The sequence below is a fragment of the Variovorax sp. Soil_C_39 genome, assembly GCF_057656815.1.
Window position 1 is genome coordinate 408,563 of sequence record NZ_JBDGJQ010000002.1, and the last position, 17,252, is coordinate 425,814.

At 67.8% G+C, this 17,252-nt stretch carries 16 protein-coding genes; 6 read left to right on the forward strand and 10 right to left on the reverse strand.

Annotated elements, in window-relative coordinates:
- Positions 1-56: 56 nt before the first annotated feature.
- From AC3A6J_RS05980 to proV, 6 genes are read right to left on the reverse strand one after another with little or no spacing between them, the layout of a single operon-like run.
- Positions 57-848, reverse strand: coding sequence for a PA3715 family protein (locus tag AC3A6J_RS05980; protein ID WP_487858988.1), 792 nt, complete (start codon positions 846-848; stop codon positions 57-59).
- Between the two features lie 10 nt (positions 849-858).
- Positions 859-1,650 carry a glutamate racemase gene (gene murI / locus AC3A6J_RS05985; RefSeq protein WP_487858989.1) on the reverse strand — a complete coding sequence of 264 codons (792 nt, stop codon included), beginning with the start codon at positions 1,648-1,650 and terminating at the stop codon, positions 859-861.
- Positions 1,651-1,652: 2 nt separating this feature from the next.
- Complete coding sequence (locus AC3A6J_RS05990) at positions 1,653-3,206, reverse strand: fumarate hydratase (protein ID WP_487858990.1); 1,554 nt, start codon at positions 3,204-3,206, stop codon at positions 1,653-1,655.
- A 43-nt stretch (positions 3,207-3,249) separates the two neighbouring features.
- Positions 3,250-4,290: a glycine betaine/L-proline ABC transporter substrate-binding protein ProX gene (gene proX / locus AC3A6J_RS05995; protein ID WP_487858991.1), complete on the reverse strand. Its 1,041-nt coding sequence runs from the start codon at positions 4,288-4,290 to the stop codon at positions 3,250-3,252.
- Positions 4,291-4,310: 20 nt separating this feature from the next.
- A complete protein-coding gene (gene proW, locus AC3A6J_RS06000) occupies positions 4,311-5,447 on the reverse strand; it encodes a glycine betaine/L-proline ABC transporter permease ProW (protein ID WP_487858992.1) in 1,137 nt (378 codons plus the stop codon).
- A 28-nt stretch (positions 5,448-5,475) separates the two neighbouring features.
- Positions 5,476-6,729, reverse strand: coding sequence for a glycine betaine/L-proline ABC transporter ATP-binding protein ProV (proV, locus tag AC3A6J_RS06005; RefSeq protein ID WP_487858993.1), 1,254 nt, complete (start codon positions 6,727-6,729; stop codon positions 5,476-5,478).
- Positions 6,730-7,165: 436 nt separating this feature from the next.
- On the opposite strand from proV, the gene fumC reads away from it, so the two are divergent.
- Positions 7,166-8,563, forward strand: a complete 1,398-nt coding sequence (gene fumC, locus AC3A6J_RS06010) for a class II fumarate hydratase (RefSeq protein ID WP_487858994.1) — start codon at positions 7,166-7,168, stop codon at positions 8,561-8,563.
- A gap of 52 nt (positions 8,564-8,615) precedes the next feature.
- On the opposite strand, the gene AC3A6J_RS06015 is transcribed toward fumC, so the two are convergent.
- Positions 8,616-9,233 (reverse strand): NAD(P)-dependent oxidoreductase, encoded by a 618-nt coding sequence (locus tag AC3A6J_RS06015; RefSeq protein WP_487858995.1) that lies wholly within the window; start codon positions 9,231-9,233, stop codon positions 8,616-8,618.
- A 101-nt stretch (positions 9,234-9,334) separates the two neighbouring features.
- On the opposite strand from AC3A6J_RS06015, the gene AC3A6J_RS06020 reads away from it, so the two are divergent.
- Entirely contained in the window at positions 9,335-10,252 is a 918-nt protein-coding gene (locus AC3A6J_RS06020) for a LysR family transcriptional regulator (RefSeq protein WP_487858996.1), read from the forward strand.
- A 21-nt stretch (positions 10,253-10,273) separates the two neighbouring features.
- Here the strand turns inward: AC3A6J_RS06020 and AC3A6J_RS06025 are convergent, their stop codons facing one another.
- On the reverse strand, positions 10,274-10,906 hold the full coding sequence (locus AC3A6J_RS06025; protein WP_487858997.1) for a YqhA family protein: 633 nt from the start codon (positions 10,904-10,906) through the stop codon (positions 10,274-10,276).
- A gap of 154 nt (positions 10,907-11,060) precedes the next feature.
- On the opposite strand from AC3A6J_RS06025, the gene acs reads away from it, so the two are divergent.
- Complete coding sequence (gene acs, locus AC3A6J_RS06030) at positions 11,061-13,067, forward strand: acetate--CoA ligase (RefSeq protein ID WP_487858998.1); 2,007 nt, start codon at positions 11,061-11,063, stop codon at positions 13,065-13,067.
- A gap of 144 nt (positions 13,068-13,211) precedes the next feature.
- Positions 13,212-13,712 carry a LapA family protein gene (locus AC3A6J_RS06035; protein ID WP_487858999.1) on the forward strand — a complete coding sequence of 167 codons (501 nt, stop codon included), beginning with the start codon at positions 13,212-13,214 and terminating at the stop codon, positions 13,710-13,712.
- A gap of 46 nt (positions 13,713-13,758) precedes the next feature.
- Here the strand turns inward: AC3A6J_RS06035 and AC3A6J_RS06040 are convergent, their stop codons facing one another.
- Complete coding sequence (locus AC3A6J_RS06040) at positions 13,759-14,064, reverse strand: c-type cytochrome (protein WP_487859000.1); 306 nt, start codon at positions 14,062-14,064, stop codon at positions 13,759-13,761.
- 102 nt (positions 14,065-14,166) lie between these two features.
- On the opposite strand from AC3A6J_RS06040, the gene AC3A6J_RS06045 reads away from it, so the two are divergent.
- Positions 14,167-14,424 carry a TIGR04438 family Trp-rich protein gene (locus tag AC3A6J_RS06045; protein ID WP_487859001.1) on the forward strand — a complete coding sequence of 86 codons (258 nt, stop codon included), beginning with the start codon at positions 14,167-14,169 and terminating at the stop codon, positions 14,422-14,424.
- A 52-nt stretch (positions 14,425-14,476) separates the two neighbouring features.
- Here AC3A6J_RS06045 and ilvD read toward each other — a convergent pair whose 3' ends face one another.
- A complete protein-coding gene (gene ilvD / locus AC3A6J_RS06050; protein WP_487859002.1) occupies positions 14,477-16,171 on the reverse strand; it encodes a dihydroxy-acid dehydratase in 1,695 nt (564 codons plus the stop codon).
- Positions 16,172-16,291: 120 nt separating this feature from the next.
- Between ilvD and AC3A6J_RS06055 the strand changes: the two genes are divergently transcribed.
- Positions 16,292-17,242 (forward strand): LysR family transcriptional regulator, encoded by a 951-nt coding sequence (locus AC3A6J_RS06055; RefSeq protein WP_487859003.1) that lies wholly within the window; start codon positions 16,292-16,294, stop codon positions 17,240-17,242.
- The last annotated feature ends 10 nt before the right edge of the window (positions 17,243-17,252 follow it).

Genomic DNA, 17,252 nt, shown 5'->3' on the forward strand with positions numbered 1-17,252 from the left:
TCGTGCTGCTTTCGTATGACAGCGCCGTGAAGCAGACAGCCGCTGCTGCGCGCCGCTCAGGGCACCGGGTCGCGCAGCGACTTGGGCACGCGGTAGCGCTCGCCGTCGTAGCGCAGCGTCAGCGTGTCGAAGCGCGCGGGCAGGGACACCAGGGCGCAGTTCTGGTCATCGTCGCGCCACAGCGCGCGACTGCGGGTTCGCGTGCGCGAGAGCTGCAGGTCGTGCCAGCCGTTGCTTGTCGACGGAGCGACCGAGAGCATGGTGCGCAGCTTCTCGAAGCGACCGCTGCAGCTCTGGTCCCACTCGCCGCTGTCGTGGTCGAGTTCGATCTCGGGCAGCACCTGGCGCAGCTTGCTGCCCTGCTGCACGTAGAGGCGCAGCGTCTCGATCGCGGTCGAATTGCCCGGCGCGATGCCGCGGTAGCGCACACGCAGGCCGAAGGCGCGCGTGTCGCTCGAGAGCACGTAGCGCGAGGTGTCGATGCGGATGTCCTGGATCGCGGTGGCGCTGTCCTCGTCGAGCGCCTCGGACTGGCGGATGCGCGCGACCACGGTGTCGCGATCGGTGTTGCCGTTGTCGGGGCGTTGGATCAGCAGCAGTTCGAGATCGAAGACCTTCGCGCCAGAGCTGCTGACCTCCTGCGGCACCGGCAGCACGACGATGCTGCGTCCTGGAAATGCCGGCCACGGCTTGCAGGCCGCGAGGCGCTCGTCGAGCGATCGATCGGGGTAGAGCTTGGCATGCATGCGCTCGGCCAGCCCACTTTCGCACGCCGCATGCGTGGCGCCAGCGGCCACTAGGCCCAGCAGCAACAACAGGGCGCGGCGCAGGCTGGAACGCAGCATCATCTGCGCGGCTTCATGCTGCCGCCGCCACCGGCGGCAGCGGCAACCAATGCATGGCGGCCGCTTCGAGCGCGGCCAGGTTGCCGCTGCCCGCGAGCACCAGCGCGCCTTCGCCGCCCTCGGCCAGCCGACCGAGCGAGGTCAACACGCGGCGCGTCTGCTGCGCCACGGGGGGCCCGGTGTCGATGACGCGCAGCGACGGCGGCGCATGGCGCTGCAGTTCGTGCCACACGAGCGGGTAGTGGGTGCAGCCGAGCACCACGGTGTCGGTCTCGCCGGGCGCATCGCCGAACGGGCCGGCCTCGGCCATATAGCGTGCGCAGAGCGCCGCGATGGCTGCCCCATCGAAGCCCTCGATGGCCTTCACGAGCCCGTCGCAGGGCACCGCGCGGACCGTTGCCCCGGCCGCAAAGGTGTCGCGCAGCGCCGCGTACCTGCTGCTTGCGAGCGTTCCGCGCGTGGCCAGCACCGAGATGCGGCCCGTGCGGCTCGCGGCCACCGCCGGCTTGAGCGCGGGCTCCAGGCCCACGATCGGCAGTGCCGGGTGCTCGGCGCGCAGCAGGTGGATGGCCGCGGTCGTGGCCGTGTTGCAGGCCACCACGAGCGCCTTGATGCCGTGCTCGCGCACCAATCGCGCCGTCACCGCACGCGAGCGCTCGATCACGTAGGCGTCGCCGCGCTCGCCGTAGGGTGCGTAGGCCGCATCCGAGAAATAGACGAAGCGCTCGTGCGGCAGTTCGGCGCGCAGCGCGGCAAGCACGCTGAGCCCGCCGACACCGCTGTCGAAGACGCCGACAGCGCTCAAGCTCAGGCTTCTTCCATCATGATGGTCTTGAACTCGCCGCTGGCGATGCGCTTCTGCCACTCGGCCGGGCCGGTGATGTGCGCGCTGGTGCCGCCGGCGTCGACCGCCACCGTCACGGGCATGTCGACCACGTCGAATTCGTAGATCGCTTCCATGCCGAGGTCTTCGAAGCCGACCACCTTGGCGGTCTTGATCGCCTTGCTCACGAGGTAGGCGGCGCCGCCCACGGCCATGAGGTAGGCGCTCTCGTGCTTCTTGATGGCCTCGATCGCGACCGGGCCGCGCTCGGCCTTGCCGATCATCGCGATCAGGCCGGTCTGGGCCAGCATCATCTCGGTGAAGCCGTCCATGCGGGTGGCGGTGGTCGGGCCGGCGGGGCCGACCGCTTCGTCACCGACGGGATCGACCGGGCCGACGTAGTAGATGACGCGGTTCGTGAAATCGACGGGCAGCTTCTCGCCCTTGGCGAGCATGCCCTGGATGCGCTTGTGCGCGGCGTCGCGGCCGGTGAGCATCTTGCCGTTGAGCAGCAGCGTGTCGCCGGGCTTCCAGCTCGCCACTTCGGCGGGCGTGAGGCGGTCGAGGTCGACGCGCTTGCTCTTCTTCTCGTCGGGCGCCCAGTTCACGTCGGGCCAGAGGTCGAGCGAGGGCGGATCGAGGTAGACCGCGCCGCTGCCGTCCATCACGAAGTGCGCATGACGGGTGGCCGCGCAGTTGGGGATCATCGCGACGGGCTTGCTCGCAGCGTGCGTCGGGTACATCTTGATCTTGATGTCGAGCACGGTGGCCAGGCCGCCCAGGCCCTGCGCACCGATGCCCAGGGCGTTGACCTTCTCGTACAGCTCGAGGCGCAGTTCCTCGACCTTCGACAGCGGCTCCTTGCGCGCGGCCTTGGCCTGCAGTTCGTGCATGTCGAGGTCGTCCATCAGGCTTTCCTTGGCCATCAGCGCGGCCTTCTCGGCCGTGCCGCCGATGCCGATACCGAGCATGCCGGGCGGGCACCAGCCGGCGCCCATGGTCGGCACCGTCTTGAGCACCCAGTCGACCACGCTGTCGCCGGGGTTCAGCATCACGAGCTTGCTCTTGTTCTCGCTGCCGCCGCCCTTGGCCGCGACGGTGACCTCGACCGTGTTGCCGGGCACGATCTCGGTGAAGATCACTGCGGGCGTGTTGTCCTTGGTGTTCTTGCGGTCGAACTGCGGGTCGGCCACCACCGAAGCGCGCAGCGTGTTGTCGGGATGGTTGTAGCCGCGGCGCACGCCTTCGTTGACCGCGTCCTCTAGCGAGCCGGTGAAGCCGCCCCAGCGCACGTCCATGCCCACCTTGAGGAACACGTTGACGATGCCGGTGTCCTGGCAGATCGGGCGATGGCCTACCGCGCTCATCTTGCTGTTGGTGAGGATCTGCGCGATCGCGTCCTTGGCGGCGGGGCTCTGCTCGCGCTCGTAGGCCTTGGCCAGGTGGGCGATGTAGTCGGCGGGGTGGTAATAGCTGATGTACTGCAGCGCGGCGCTGATCGATTCGATCAGGTCGGCCTGCTGGATCGTGGTCGTCATGGTGGGGGGTCTTTTTTGGATGTGGAAACGCCCCCCGATTATCTCAGCCGCCGCCGCCGCCGGCCGCCGCGCGCGCCTCGGCGATCCAGCCGTCGAACAATTGCTGGTGCGCCCGGATCCAGCCGTCGGCGTGGCGCTCCACGTCCTCGGCCGTGTTGGCGCCCTGGCTCATGCGCAGGTTCTGGGCGTTGATGTCGCCGATCGGCAGCTTCATGATCTCGAACAGCCGGGCGGCGGCCGGGTTCTTTTCGGCGAATTCGCGATTGGCGACGATGCGCTCCTCGTTCGCCAGGAAGCCGTAGTTCTTGCCGTTCGGCTGCCGGGTGTCGACGCCGTCGCCGCCGGGCGAGGAGGAGGAGGGTACCTGCAGCCACACCACGTCCGAACCCGGGCGCAGCACGGCGCTGACCCAGTAGGGCGTCCAGGTGTAGTAGAGGATCGGCTTGTCCTGCTTGAACCGCGCGATGGTGTCGGCCATCAGCGCCGCATAGCTGCCCTGCTTGTGCGTGACGGTGTCGCGCAGCTGGTAGGCCGTCAGGTGGTTTTCGATGGCGAGTTCGCAGCCCCAGCCGGGGTTGCAGCCGGTGAGGTCGGCCTTGCCGTCGCCGTCCGCGTCGAACAGCTTCGCGATCGCCGGGTCCTTGAGCTGGCCGATGTCGTTGATGCCGTACTGCTCAGCCGTCTTGCGGTCGATCAGGTAGCCCTGGACCGCGCCCTCCGAGTACACGCCCTTGCGCCAGAGCTTGGCATCGCCACCGCTGTTCTCGTAGAAGTCGGCATGCAGCAGGCTCCAGTGGTGGGCCATGAAGGTGGCATCGCCGTTGGCGATGGCCAGGTGCTCGGTGGCGGGTTCGAGGTCGCGCATCGGCTCGACGGTGTAGCCGAGCCGCTCGAGCCCGCGCATCACGAGCAGGGTCTGGAAAGCCTCTTCGGCGAGCGAGCTCTTGAGCGGCTGCACGGTCACGCCGGCGCCGGGCAGGTCGGCGCTGGCCTGCGCGGCCAGCCCCGTGACCGCGAAGGCAAGGGCCAGCAGGCCGCGTGCAATGAAGCCGGCGGTGCGTGGCTTGTCGTGGTGGTTCTTCATGCGTGTTGTTTCCTTCTTCGTCATTGCGCCTGCGCCGAGAGTGCTGGTGCCGGTTCGGCCGCGGGGCGGCCAGGGGCCACGGCGCGCTGCAGCAGGCGCAGCGCGAGCCCCGCCGGCCCGGTGTGCCACCAGCGGCGGCCTGCGGCGCGGCGCGACTGGCCCATGGCCTGGGTCAGCCGGTCGAGCGAGATGGCCAGCAGCACGATGCCCAGCCCGCCGACGGTCGCCAGGCCCATGTCGAGCCGACCGATGCCGCGCAGCACCATCTGGCCCAGCCCGCCGACCGCGATCATCGAGGCGATCACCACCATCGACAGCGACAGCATCAGCGCCTGGTTGATGCCGGCCATGATCGACGGCATGGCCAGTGGCAGCTGCACCTTCACGAGCATCTGCCAGGGCGAGGCGCCGTAGGCGCGCGCCGCCTCGATCAGGTCGGGCCGCACCTGGCGCAGGCCCAGGTTGGTCAGGCGCACGAGCGGCGCGAGGGCGAAGACGATCGTCACGATCACGCCCGGCACGTTGCCGATGCCGAACAACATGACCACCGGTACCAGGTACACGAAGGCGGGCGTGGTCTGCATCGCGTCGAGCACCGGGCGCATCACGCGCTGCGCGCGGTCGCTGCTCGCCAGCAGCACGCCGAGCGGCAGCCCGACCAGCATGCAGAAAACCAGCGAGGTCAGCACCAGCGACAGGGTCACCATGGCCTCCGGCCAGATGCCGAGCATGGCCACCAGCAGCAGCGACACGGCCGTGCCGATGGCGATCGCGCGGCCCGCGAACTGCCAGGCGAGCAGGCCGACGAGCGCGATCATCGCGAGCGGCGGCAGCCCGTTCAGCAGGCCCTGCACGCCGTCGAGCGTGCTGTCGATCGGCAGCCGCACGGTCTGGAAGAAGGGCCGGAAATGCGTGACCACCCAGCCCAGGCCCTGGTTGATCCAGGCTTCGACGGGCAGCGAGCCGTCCCACAGCCGGTGCAGCGCGAAGCCGCCGGCGGCCGGGTCGACCGCGGTCGCGGCCTGGGCTGCGGGGGCATCGAGCCAAGCGCTCGTGGCCGACGCGTCGGGCGCGGCGGAAAGCGCCTCCCACGGGTCGATGTAGGCGGGCGCAGCGGCGGTGTCGGCCGGGGCGGATGACATCGTGTTGTCGTTCATCGGTTCGGTTTTCTCCGGAAGTTCGAAATCAGTGCGGCTCGGCGGCCAGCGCAGGGGCGGCGTGGGGCGCGGCGGGTTCGATCGGCGGCGTGTCGCGGTCGAGGAATCTCAGCAGCGTGGTCTTGCTGATCGCGCCGCAGAAGCGGCCGTCGCCCGCCACCACCGGCAACGCGCATGGCGCCTGCGCAAGCAGGCCGATGAGCCCGGCCACCGGCGCCTCGGCATCGATCGTCGGCAAGCCCTCGAGAAAAGCATGCTGCAGGCCGAGCGGACCCGCACGCCCGTCGAGTGCAGTGCGCAGCGTGTCGGCCGAGACCACGCCGAGGAAGCGCCTGCCCGGGTTCACCACGTAGGCGAAGTCGCGGTCCTGGTCTTCGAGCAGCTGCAGCGCCGCGCGCGCACCGCGCTCCGGGTGCTCGCTCACCACCGTGAGCGACTTGCGCGCGATGTCGGCCGCCTTGAAGACCGCCGCGGCATCCACGCCGCGCACGAAGCTGCGCACGTAATCGTCGGCGGGGCTGCGCAGGATCTCGTCGGGCGTGCCGACCTGGATCACGTGGCCGTCCTTCATGATCGCGATGCGGTCGCCGATGCGCATCGCCTCGTCGAGGTCGTGCGAGATGAAGACGATGGTGCGGCGCTTTTCCTGCTGCAGCCGCAGCAGCTCCGATTGCATCTCGGTGCGGATGATCGGGTCGAGCGCCGAGAAGGCCTCGTCCATCAGCAGGATCGACGGGTCCGATGCCAGTGCACGCGCCAGGCCGACGCGTTGCTGCATGCCGCCCGAGAGCTCGTCGGGGTAGCTGTCGCCCCAGCCCGCGAGGCCCACCTGGGCGAGCGCCTGGTCGGCCTGCGCGAGGCGCTCTTTCTTGCTGGTGCCGGAGAGTTCGAGGCCGAACGCGGTGTTCTCGCGCACCGTCATGTGCGGCATCAGCGCGAAGGACTGGAACACCATGCTGATGTCCTTGCGGCGCAATGCGCGCAGCCTGGCGTCGGAGTGCTCGTTGATGTCGGCGCCGTCGATCACGATGCGTCCCGCGGTCGGCTCGATCAGCCGGTTCAGCAGCCGTACCAGCGTCGACTTGCCCGAGCCCGACAGGCCCATGATCACGAAGATCTCGCCGGCTTGGATCTCGAAGGTGGCGTCGAACACGCCGATCGACTGGCCCGTGCGGGCGAGGATCTCTTTCTTGCTCAGCCCTTGGCGGACCAGTTCGAGCGCGTCTTCGGGGGCGTCCCCGAAAACCTTGAAGACATGGTCGATGAGAATTCCCTTGGCCATACGCCGGAGCTCCTTGTGCGAAGGTTGGACACAGTGCCGCCCGCAGGCGGCAGCGCCACGCCGTTCAGCCGGGGAGGACTGGGCAAACCAATGGCAACGCGAAAAGGCGCGCCATCGGCCGCAAGTGCAGGACGTGGCATCGGGGCCGGAGCGAAGCCCGGCCGGTTCGCCGGGCGGGCCCGGCGAGAGATCCATGCACCGCGACGGGAAGCGGGTTCCGCGAGTAGTGCAAGGGCAACCAACATGACTTGTTGGTCGACTGAAGCCCAAGATTATAACTTTTGAGTATGACGCGGGTCAACCCGGGGCGTCTATCGTGAAGCAGTTCACGGCCGGGAAAGGCTTAGGCAAATGCGAGCTATTCCTATTCGCCGATACTCGATCCCGCGCGCCCGGCAAGCGGCGCCATTTCTTCACGACTGCGGAGCTTTCCTTCATGACCACACCCCCCAAGACCCGTGCCGAGCGCGATACCTTCGGCCCGATCGACGTGCCGGCCGACAAGCTGTGGGGCGCGCAGACGCAGCGCTCGCTGCAGAACTTCGATATCTCGGGCGAGCGGCAGCCGCGCGAGATCATCAAGGCGCTGGCCCAGGTGAAGCGCGCCTCGGCGGTGGTCAACCATGCGCTCGGCCTGCAGGACGAGAAGAAGACCGGGGCCATCGTGGCGGCGGCCGACGAAGTCATCGCTGGCGGGCACGCCGACGAGTTTCCGCTCGTGGTGTGGCAGACCGGTTCGGGCACGCAGACCAACATGAACGTCAACGAGGTGCTGGCCAACCGCGCGAGCGAACTGCTCGGCGGCGAACGCGGCGAAGGGCGCCTGGTGCATCCGAACGACGACGTGAACCGCAGCCAGTCGAGCAACGACGTGTTTCCCACAGCGATGCACGTGGCGGCGGTCGAGGCGATCACGCAGCGGCTGCTGCCGGCGATCGCCAAGCTGCGCGGCACGCTCGAGCAGAAATCGAGGGATTTCGCCGACATCGTGAAGATCGGCCGCACCCACCTGCAGGACGCGACGCCGCTCACGCTCGGGCAGGAGTTCTCGGGCTACGTGGCGCAGCTTGCGCACGGCGAAGCGCACGTGCGCGCCGCGCTGCCGCACCTGTGCGAACTGGCGCTGGGCGGCACGGCCGTGGGCACCGGCCTCAATGCGCCCAAGGGCTACGCCGAGCAGGTGGCGGCCGAACTCGCGAAGCTCACCGGGCTGCCGTTCGTCACGGCGCCGAACAAGTTCGAGGCCATGGCCAGCGTCGACGCGCTGGTGCACGCGCACGGCGCGCTCAAGACGCTGGCCGCGAGCATGACCAAGATCGCCAACGATGTGCGCTGGCTCGCGAGCGGCCCGCGCAGCGGCATCGGCGAACTGAGCATTCCCGAGAACGAGCCCGGCTCTTCGATCATGCCCGGCAAGGTCAACCCGACCCAGAGCGAGGCCGTCACGATGCTCGCCGCCCAGGTGTTCGGCAACGACGTCGCCATCAATATCGGCGGCGCCTCGGGCAACTTCGAGCTCAACGTGTTCCGCCCGATGGTGGCGCACAACTTCCTGCAGAGCGTGCGCCTCCTGGCCGATGGCATGGTGAGCTTCAACGACCATTGCGCCGTGGGCATCGAGCCAAACCGCGAGCGCATCACCGAGCTCGTGCAGCGTTCGCTGATGCTCGTGACCGCGCTCAACACGCACATCGGCTACGACAAGGCCGCCTTCATCGCAAAGAAGGCGCACAAAGAGGGCAGCAGCCTGCGCGAGGCCGCCATCGCCTCCGGGCACCTCACGGCCGAGCAGTTCGACCAGTGGGTGGTGCCGGAGAACATGACGGGGCGTTGAGCAATCCAGCGCCAGCAGCATGAAAAAAGGAACCTTGCGGTCCTTTTTTCTTTCAATACCCGACCGTGTAGCGCTGGCGCGAATGCGCCGGCTTCTCGAGCTCGTCGATGAACGCGATCGCGTAGTCCTCGAAGCTGATCCAGCTGCGGCCTTCGGCGCCCAGGAGCAGGTCGTCCTTGCCGAGGCGGAACTTGCCGGTGCGCTCGCCTTCGACGAACTCGGCCGAGGGCGACAGGAAGGTCCAGTCGAGCTCGCTTTCATTGCGCAGCGCCTCGAGGAACACGCCGCCAGCCGAGGCCTCGGCGCGGTAGGCGTCGGGGAAGTCCGGCGTGTCGATCACCTTCAGGCCCGGGGCCGCGAACAGGCTGCCGGCTCCACCGACGACGAGCAGCCGCTTCACGCCCGCGCGCTTGACCGGCGCGATGATCGCGGCCGGCGGCACGGTGGCGAAGTGGGCCGCGCTGAACACGGCGTCGTGGCCGGCCACGGCTTTTTCGAGTGCCACGCCATCGAGCACGTCGAGGTCGATCGGCTTGACGTTCGCGCGGTCCGTGAGTTTGGCGCTGGCGTGGCGCGCGATGGCCGTCACGGTGTGGCCGCGGCGGAGCGCTTCGTCGAGAAGGCGGCCGCCAGCGCGTCCGGTGGCGCCGATGATGGCAATGTGGCTCATGGATGACTCCTGGATGTGGATGGGACCCACCGCATCTTAGGTTTCTGTTTTTGAAAGAAATACTCCGAAATTCGCGCTTGTTTGTTCCTAGAATCGTACGAATGGACCGATTGAGCGCGATGCGGGTGTTCGTGGCGGTGGTGGATTCGGGCAGCCTCTCGGCCGCGGCAGAGAAGCTCGGGTTTTCGCGCCCGGTGGTTACGCGCTATGTGGCGGAGCTTGAGCAATGGACCGGTGCACGGCTGCTGCACCGGACCACGCGCCGCCTGAGCCTGACCGCGGCCGGCGAGGAGCTGCTGCCGCGCTGCCGCCAGATGCTCGAACTCGCGGGCGACATGCAGGCCGCCGTACGCCACCCGGCCGAAGCGCCACGTGGGCAGCTGCGCATCACGACCAGCACCTCGTTCGCGCAGGCGCAGCTGGCCGACGCGGTGGCCGACTACGTGCGGCTCCATCCGGGCGTGGCGGTCGACCTGGTGCTGCTCGACCGGGCAGTGAACCTGGTCGACGAACGCATCGACCTGGCGATCCGCGTGGCCGCCGAGATCGACCCGAACCTGATCGCACGCCGCCTCACCGACTGCCGCTCGGCGGTCTGCGCCTCGCCCGCGTACCTGGCGGCCAAGGGCCGGCCGCTGGCGGTGGAAGAACTGGCGCAGCGCAACTGCCTCACGCACTCGTATTTCGGGCGCAGCCTCTGGAATTTCACGCGCAAGGGCAGCGGCGAGCCCGTGTCGGTGGCGGTCGCGGGCAACGTCTCGGCCAACGATGCGGCCAGCCTGATGTGCCTCGCGCGTGCGGGCGCAGGCATCGCGATGCTGCCGACCTACCTGGCCGCGCCGCTGCTGCGGCGCGGAGACCTCGTGCGGCTGTTCGACGACTTCGAGCCGCAGGTGGTGGGCATGTATGCCGTCTATGCCTCGCGCAAGCACATGCCGGCCACCCTGCGCACCATGCTCGACTTCCTGGCCGGTCGCTTTACCGAAGTGCCCGCGTGGGATTTGCCGAACGCGGGCTGATCGAAGAAGGGGAGGTAGCGATCAGTGGCGATTGCCGCTGCTGTGCGGTGCCGGGCCCATCAAGCGGTCGGTGTAGGCAATGGCCATGGCCGAGAGCAGGAACGCGATGTGGATCACGGTTTGCGCGATCAGCACGCGGTCGGTGTAGTTGTCGGCATTGATGAAGGTCTTCAGCAGGTGGATCGAGCTGATGCCGATGATGGCGGTCGCCAGCTTGACCTTGAGCACCGAGGCATTCACATGGCTCAGCCACTCGGGCTGGTCGCGATGGCCCTCGAGGTCCATGCGGCTCACGAAGGTCTCGTAGCCGCCGACGATCACCATGATCAGCAGGTTCGAGATCATCACCACGTCGATCAATGCGAGCACCACCAGCATGATCACGGTTTCGTTGAGCGAGGTGACAGGCGCTGTGGTCTTGTAGCCGATGCTCGTGATCAGCGCCTGCAGCGCGTCCTTGCTTCCGAAGGCGGCTTCCACCAGATGCAGCAGCTCGACGAGGAAGTGCACCACGTAGACGGCCTGCGCGATGATCAGCCCCAGGTAGAGCGGCAGCTGGAGCCATCGGCTCGCGAAGATCAGCTTGGGCAGGGGCCGCAGCGGCGAGCTCCGGCGCGGCGTGGTCGGGGGATCGAAGGATTCGGGTGCGGACATCGGAAGGCCGGAAGGGAACGATCGCGGATTCTAGGGTGTCCGGGTGGCCGACTCGTATTAACCCTGAGAACTAACATCGGACCTGGCCGACCCGTCAGTGACCCGTAAGTGGCCCCGTCGACATTACGGCCGCACCCATTCAGGAGACAAGACAATGAGCAGCAGCAGCAATGCATCGAAGAACATCGAGTCCGTTCTGGTGGAAAACCGTTTATTCCCGCCCGACGCCCGCGCCACCGACGGCGCCCGCGTGGCCGGCATGGCCGCCTACGAGGCGCTGTGCAAGGAAGCCGAGCAGGACTTCGACGGCTTCTGGCGCCGCCAGGCCGAGAGCCACCTGAACTGGAGCAAGCCTTTCACCCGCACGCTCGACGAGTCGAATGCACCGTTCTACCAGTGGTTCGGCGACGGCGAACTCAACGCCAGTGCGAACTGCCTCGACAGGCACATCGGCACGCCGGTCGAGAACAAGACCGCGATCGTCTTCGAGGCCGACGACGGCAGCGTGACCCGCGTGAGCTACAAGGAACTGCTCGCGCGCGTGAGCCAGTTCGCCAATGCGCTGAAGACCGCCGGCATCCAGAAGGGCGACCGCGTCATCATCTACATGCCGATGACCGTCGAGGGCGTGATCGCGATGCAGGCCTGCGCACGCATCGGCGCCACGCACAGCGTGGTGTTCGGCGGCTTCTCGGCCAAGGCGCTGCAGGAGCGCATCATCGACGCCGGCGCGGTCGCCGTGATCACCGCCAACTACCAGCTGCGCGGCGGCAAGGAGCTGCCGCTCAAGGCCATCGTCGACGACGGCATCGCGCTCGGCGGCTGCGAATCGATCAAGAACGTCTTCGTGTATGAGCGCACGCCGAGCGCATGGAACCGCGTCGAAGGCCGCGACAAGAGCTTCGCCGAAGCGCTGCAGGGTCAGAGCACCGAATGCGCACCGGTGCCGGTGAATGCCGAGCATCCGCTCTTCATCCTCTACACCTCGGGCTCGACCGGAAAGCCCAAGGGCGTGCAGCATGCCACCGGCGGCTACCTGCTGTGGGCGAAGATGACGATGGAGTGGACCTTCGACATCCGTCCCGAAGACGTCTTCTGGTGCACCGCCGACATCGGCTGGATCACCGGCCACACCTACGTGGCCTACGGCCCGCTCGCCGCCGGTGCCACCCAGGTGGTGTTCGAGGGCGTTCCCACCTTCCCGCATGCGGGCCGCTTCTGGCAGATGATCGAGAAGCACAAGGTGTCGATCTTCTACACCGCGCCCACCGCGATCCGCTCGCTCATCAAGGCCGCCGAAAGCGACGAGAAGGTGCACCCGAAGAACTGGGACCTGTCGAGCCTGCGCATGCTCGGATCGGTGGGGGAGCCCATCAATCCCGAAGCCTGGATGTGGTACCACCGAAATATCGGCGGCGAGCGTTGCCCGATCGTCGACACCTTCTGGCAGACCGAAACCGGCGGCCACGTGATCACGCCGCTGCCCGGCGCCACGCCGCTGGTGCCGGGCTCGTGCACCTTGCCGCTGCCGGGCATCATGGCCGCGATCGTCGACGAGACCGGCAAGGACCTGCCGAACGGAGCAGGCGGCATGCTGGTGATCAAGCGGCCCTGGCCGTCGATGATCCGCACCATCTGGAACGATCCCGAGCGCTTCAAAAAGAGCTATTTCCCCGAGGAGATGGGCGGCACGATCTACCTTGCGGGCGACGGCGCGGTGCGCAGCGCCGACCGTGGCTATTTCCGCATCACCGGGCGCATCGACGATGTGCTCAACGTTTCGGGCCACCGCCTGGGCACGATGGAGATCGAGTCGGCGCTGGTGTCCAAGACCGACCTCGTAGCCGAAGCCGCCGTGGTCGGCCGGCCCGACGACGTGACCGGCGAAGCGGTCTGCGCCTTCGTGGTGCTCAAGCGCCCGCGTCCGACCGGCGAAGAGGCCAAGCAGATCGCCAACGAACTGCGCAACTGGGTGGCCAAGGAGATCGGGCCGATCGCCAAGCCGAAGGACATCCGTTTCGGCGAGAACCTGCCGAAGACGCGCAGCGGCAAGATCATGCGGCGCCTGCTGCGCAGCATCGCCAAGGGCGAGGCGATCACGCAGGACACGTCCACGCTCGAAAATCCGGCGATTCTGGAACAGTTGTCACAGATCAACTGATTTTCTGCTTGTAGGACGTAGGCTTTAGTGGGGGGCGGGGCCGATCGCGGCCCTTGGGCTGAGGTACAACCGGCGGGTCGTCTTGCGCCACCATCGGCGCGGGATCGGTTTCATCGTGTTTGATCCATACCAAGGAGGCGCCAAATGGGCGTTCGATCTGCTTTTCTTTTCGTCATCGTGCTCTTGATCGCGGCGCTGGCCGCGCTCAACTGGTACACCTTGGCGGCACCCGTCGAGATGTCGCTCGGCTTCATGACGGTGTCCGCGCCGCTCGGGCTGATCATGCTGGGCCTCACGGCCGCGCTCGGCGTGTTTTGCCTCGTCTACGTGCTTTACCTGCACAGCTCGGTGCTGATGGACGCCAAGCGCCACAACCGTGAAATGCAGGCGCAGCGCGACCTTGCCGACAAGGCCGAGGCCTCGCGCTTCACCGAGCTGCGCAACTTCCTCGCGGCGCAGGAAAACAAGCACATGGCACAGAACGCCGAGAACCATGCCGCGCTGCTCGCGCGCCTGGGCCAGGTCGAAACCGTGATCCGCCAGCGTTCGGAGCAGTCCGAGAACGCCGTGGCCGCGCACATCGGCCAGCTCGAAGACCGCATCGAGCGCCGGCCGCTCCCGACCGACATCAATCCGCGGGCCTGAGCGCCGCGACCGCCTCGCTGCACGCCAGCGGCGCTTCGGGGTGGTGCTACTTCGTCGCCAGCACCCAGGCGGCCAGCTTCTTGGCGTCGGCTTCGCTGACCTGGTTGTTGGCCGGCATCGGCACCGGTCCCCAGACGCCGGAACCACCCTTGATGATCTTCGTGGCCAGCATGTCGACCGCACCCGCATTGCCCTTGTACTTGGTCGCAATATCCTTGAAGGAAGGGCCGAGCACCTTGCGCTCGACGGCATGGCAGCTCATGCAGTTCTTGGACGTGGCCAGCGCAAGGTCTGCGAAGGCCGGCGCGGCCAGGCCCAGGCCCAGGAGCGCGAAGGACAGGAGTCTTTTCATGGGGTAATTGTTAATGGCTGGGGTACATTCGATACAACGCGATTGTAGGTAGCGCCGTGCACCGGCGACCGGAAGCGTTGACTACAACCGAAGGGGTTCGCCATGTGGTTTTTGGTGCTGGGGCTCGCAGGCGTGGCCCTCAAGTATTTCGAGATCGGCATGGTGGCCGAGTGGAGCTGGTGGCTCGTGCTGATGCCCTTTGCCATGGCCGCGGCGTGGTGGGCCTGGGCTGATTGGTCGGGCTACACCAAGCGCAAGGTCGTCGAGCGCGAAGAAAAGCGCAAGCAGACGCGCATCGACCGGCAGCGCAGCAACATGGGGCTGCCGAGCAGCAAGGCCGGCCAGCGGCCGCGGCGCTGAAGCGCACGCGGCGGGCGGCGCAGGCCACTGCCTGCGCGCGCGCCGAGGCCCCTCAGAACTTGTCGAGCACCGCGCCCGAACTCGCACTCGACGCGTTGAACGCGAACTTGGCCTGCACGCCGCGCGTGTAGCGCGGTGCCGGCGGCTTCCAGCCTTCGCGGCGCTTGGCCAGTTCGGCTTCGGGCACGTTGAGTTCGAGCTTCAGTTCATGCGCATCGATGGTGATCGAGTCGCCCTCGTTCACGAACGCGATGGTGCCGCCGGCCGCCGCTTCGGGCGCCACGTGGCCCACGACCATGCCCCAGGTGCCGCCCGAGAAGCGGCCGTCGGTGATCAGGCCCACGCTTTCGCCGAGGCCGGCACCGATCAGCGCGCCCGTGGGCGCGAGCATCTCGGGCATGCCCGGGCCGCCCTTGGGGCCAAGGTAACGCAGCACCATGACGTCGCCGGCCTTGATCTTGCCGTCGAGGATGGCCTGCAGCGCCGACTGCTCGTCGTCGAACACGCGCGCCGGGCCGGTGATGACCGGGTTCTTGAGGCCGGTGATCTTGGCGACCGCACCTTCGGGCGAGAGGTTGCCCTTGAGGATCGCGAGGTGGCCTTCGGCGTACATCGGCTTGTCGATCGGGCGGATCACGTCCTGGTCGGCGCGCGGCTGGTCGGGCACGTCCTGCAGCACCTCGGCGATGGTCTTGCCGGTGATCGTCATGCAATCGCCATGCAGCAGGCCGGCGTTGAGCAGCACCTTCATCACCTGCGGAATGCCGCCGGCCTGGTGCAGGTCGACCGCGAGGTACTTGCCGCTGGGCTTCAGGTCGCAGATGACCGGCACCTTCTTGCGCATGCGCTCGAAGTCGTCGATCGTCCAGTCGACTTCGGCCGCGTGCGCGATCGCCAGGAAGTGCAGCACCGCGTTGGTCGAGCCGCCGGTGGCCATGATCACGGCCACGGCGTTCTCGATGGCCTTCTTGGTCACGATGTCGCGCGGCTTCAGGTCCTTCTTGATCGCCTCGATCAGCACCGTGGCCGATTCCTTGGCCGAGTTCTGCTTTTCGTCGTGCGGATTGGCCATGGTGGACGAGTAGGGCAGCGACATGCCCAGCGCCTCGAAGGCGCTCGACATGGTGTTGGCGGTGTACATGCCGCCGCACGAGCCGGTGCCGGGAATGGCGCGCTTCTCGATTTCGTTCAGGTCCTCGTCGCTCATGTTGCCCGCGGCGTTCTGGCCCACGGCCTCGAACACGCTGACGATGTTGAGGTCCTGGCCCTTGTAGCGGCCCGGCAGGATGGTGCCGCCGTAGACGTAGATGGCGGGCACGTTGGCGCGCAGCATGCCCATCATGCCGCCGGGCATGTTCTTGTCGCAGCCTCCGACCACGAGCACGCCGTCCATCCACTGGCCGCCGACGCAGGTCTCGATGCAGTCGGAGATGACTTCGCGGCTGACCAGCGAGTACTTCATGCCTTCGGTGCCCATGGCCATGCCGTCGGAGATGGTAGGCGTGCCGAACACCTGTGCGTTGCCGCCCGCTTCCTCGATGCCGGCGATGGCGGCGTCGGCCAGCTTCTGCAGGCCCGAGTTGCACGGCGTGATGGTGCTGTGGCCGTTCGCGACGCCGACCATCGGCTTCTTGAAGTCGGCCTCTTCATAGCCCATGGCGTAGAACATCGAGCGGTTGGGTGCCCGGCTCTTGCCTTCGACGATGTTGGCGCTGCGGCGGTTGATCTGGATCGGCTTGGTGTCCATGGTGCGTGTCTCTTCTGTCGTGGGGAAAGCGCGTGGGGAGCGCGGGGGAAGGCTCAAGTATCCGACTTCTCACTGATTGCTTCCAATCCATTTTCGAGCCCGCATTGATATGCTCGGCATATGAAAGAGCACCTGATCGACCTGCGTGCCTGGCGCCAGTTCGTCGCCGTGGCCGAAGAGCTGCATTTCGGACGCGCGGCCGAGCGCCTGCACATGACGCAGCCGCCCGTCACGCAGGCCATCGCCCAGCTCGAAAAGACGCTCGGGGTCGTGCTCTTCGACCGCACGCGGCGGCGCGTGGCGCTCACGCCGGCGGGCGAGGCGCTGCTGCCCGACGTGCGCGAACTGCTGGCGCGCGCGCAGGGGCTGCCCGCCCGTGCGCGGGCGGCGGCGGCCGGGCAGGTGGGGCGGGTGCGCATTGCGTTCGTCTCGACGATCGGCTTCGAGAAGCTGCCGGCCTGGGTGCGCGAGTTCCACGTGCTGTGCCCCGAAGTGGCGCTCGAACTCGTCGAGGCCACCGGCGACGTGCAGCGCGAGGCGCTGGCGCGCGGCGAGATCGACGCCGGGCTGATGCTGCACTCGCCGGGCGCGGCGCCGCCCGGGCTGGAAAGGCTCGTGGTCGAGGAGGAGTCGCTGGTGCTGGCCATGCCGGCCCAGCACCGGCTGGCGCGCGCGAAACCCGTGCCGCTGGCCGAGGTGCTGGCCGAGCCGCTGGTGATCTTTCCGCGCCGGATCGTGCCTTCGCTGCACGACGCGATCCTCGGCCTCTATCACGCGGCAGGCCTCGCGCCGCAGGTCGCCCAGGAGGCGATCCAGATGCAGACCATCGTCAACCTGGTTTCGGGCGGCATCGGCATGGCCTGGGTGCCGCACAGCGTCATGCAGTTCCGCCGCGCGGGCGTCGTCTACCGCCAGGCGCACGAGTTCAAGGCCGCGGGCCGCGCGCGTCTGGCGCTGCCCGCCTGCGAGACCAGCCTGGCATGGCCCGCGCAGGCGGCGCACCCTGCGCTCGAGCGCTTCATCGCGTTCGTGCGCGAGCGCACGCAAGAACGCACGTCGATGGCCGGCTGACCTGCCGAAG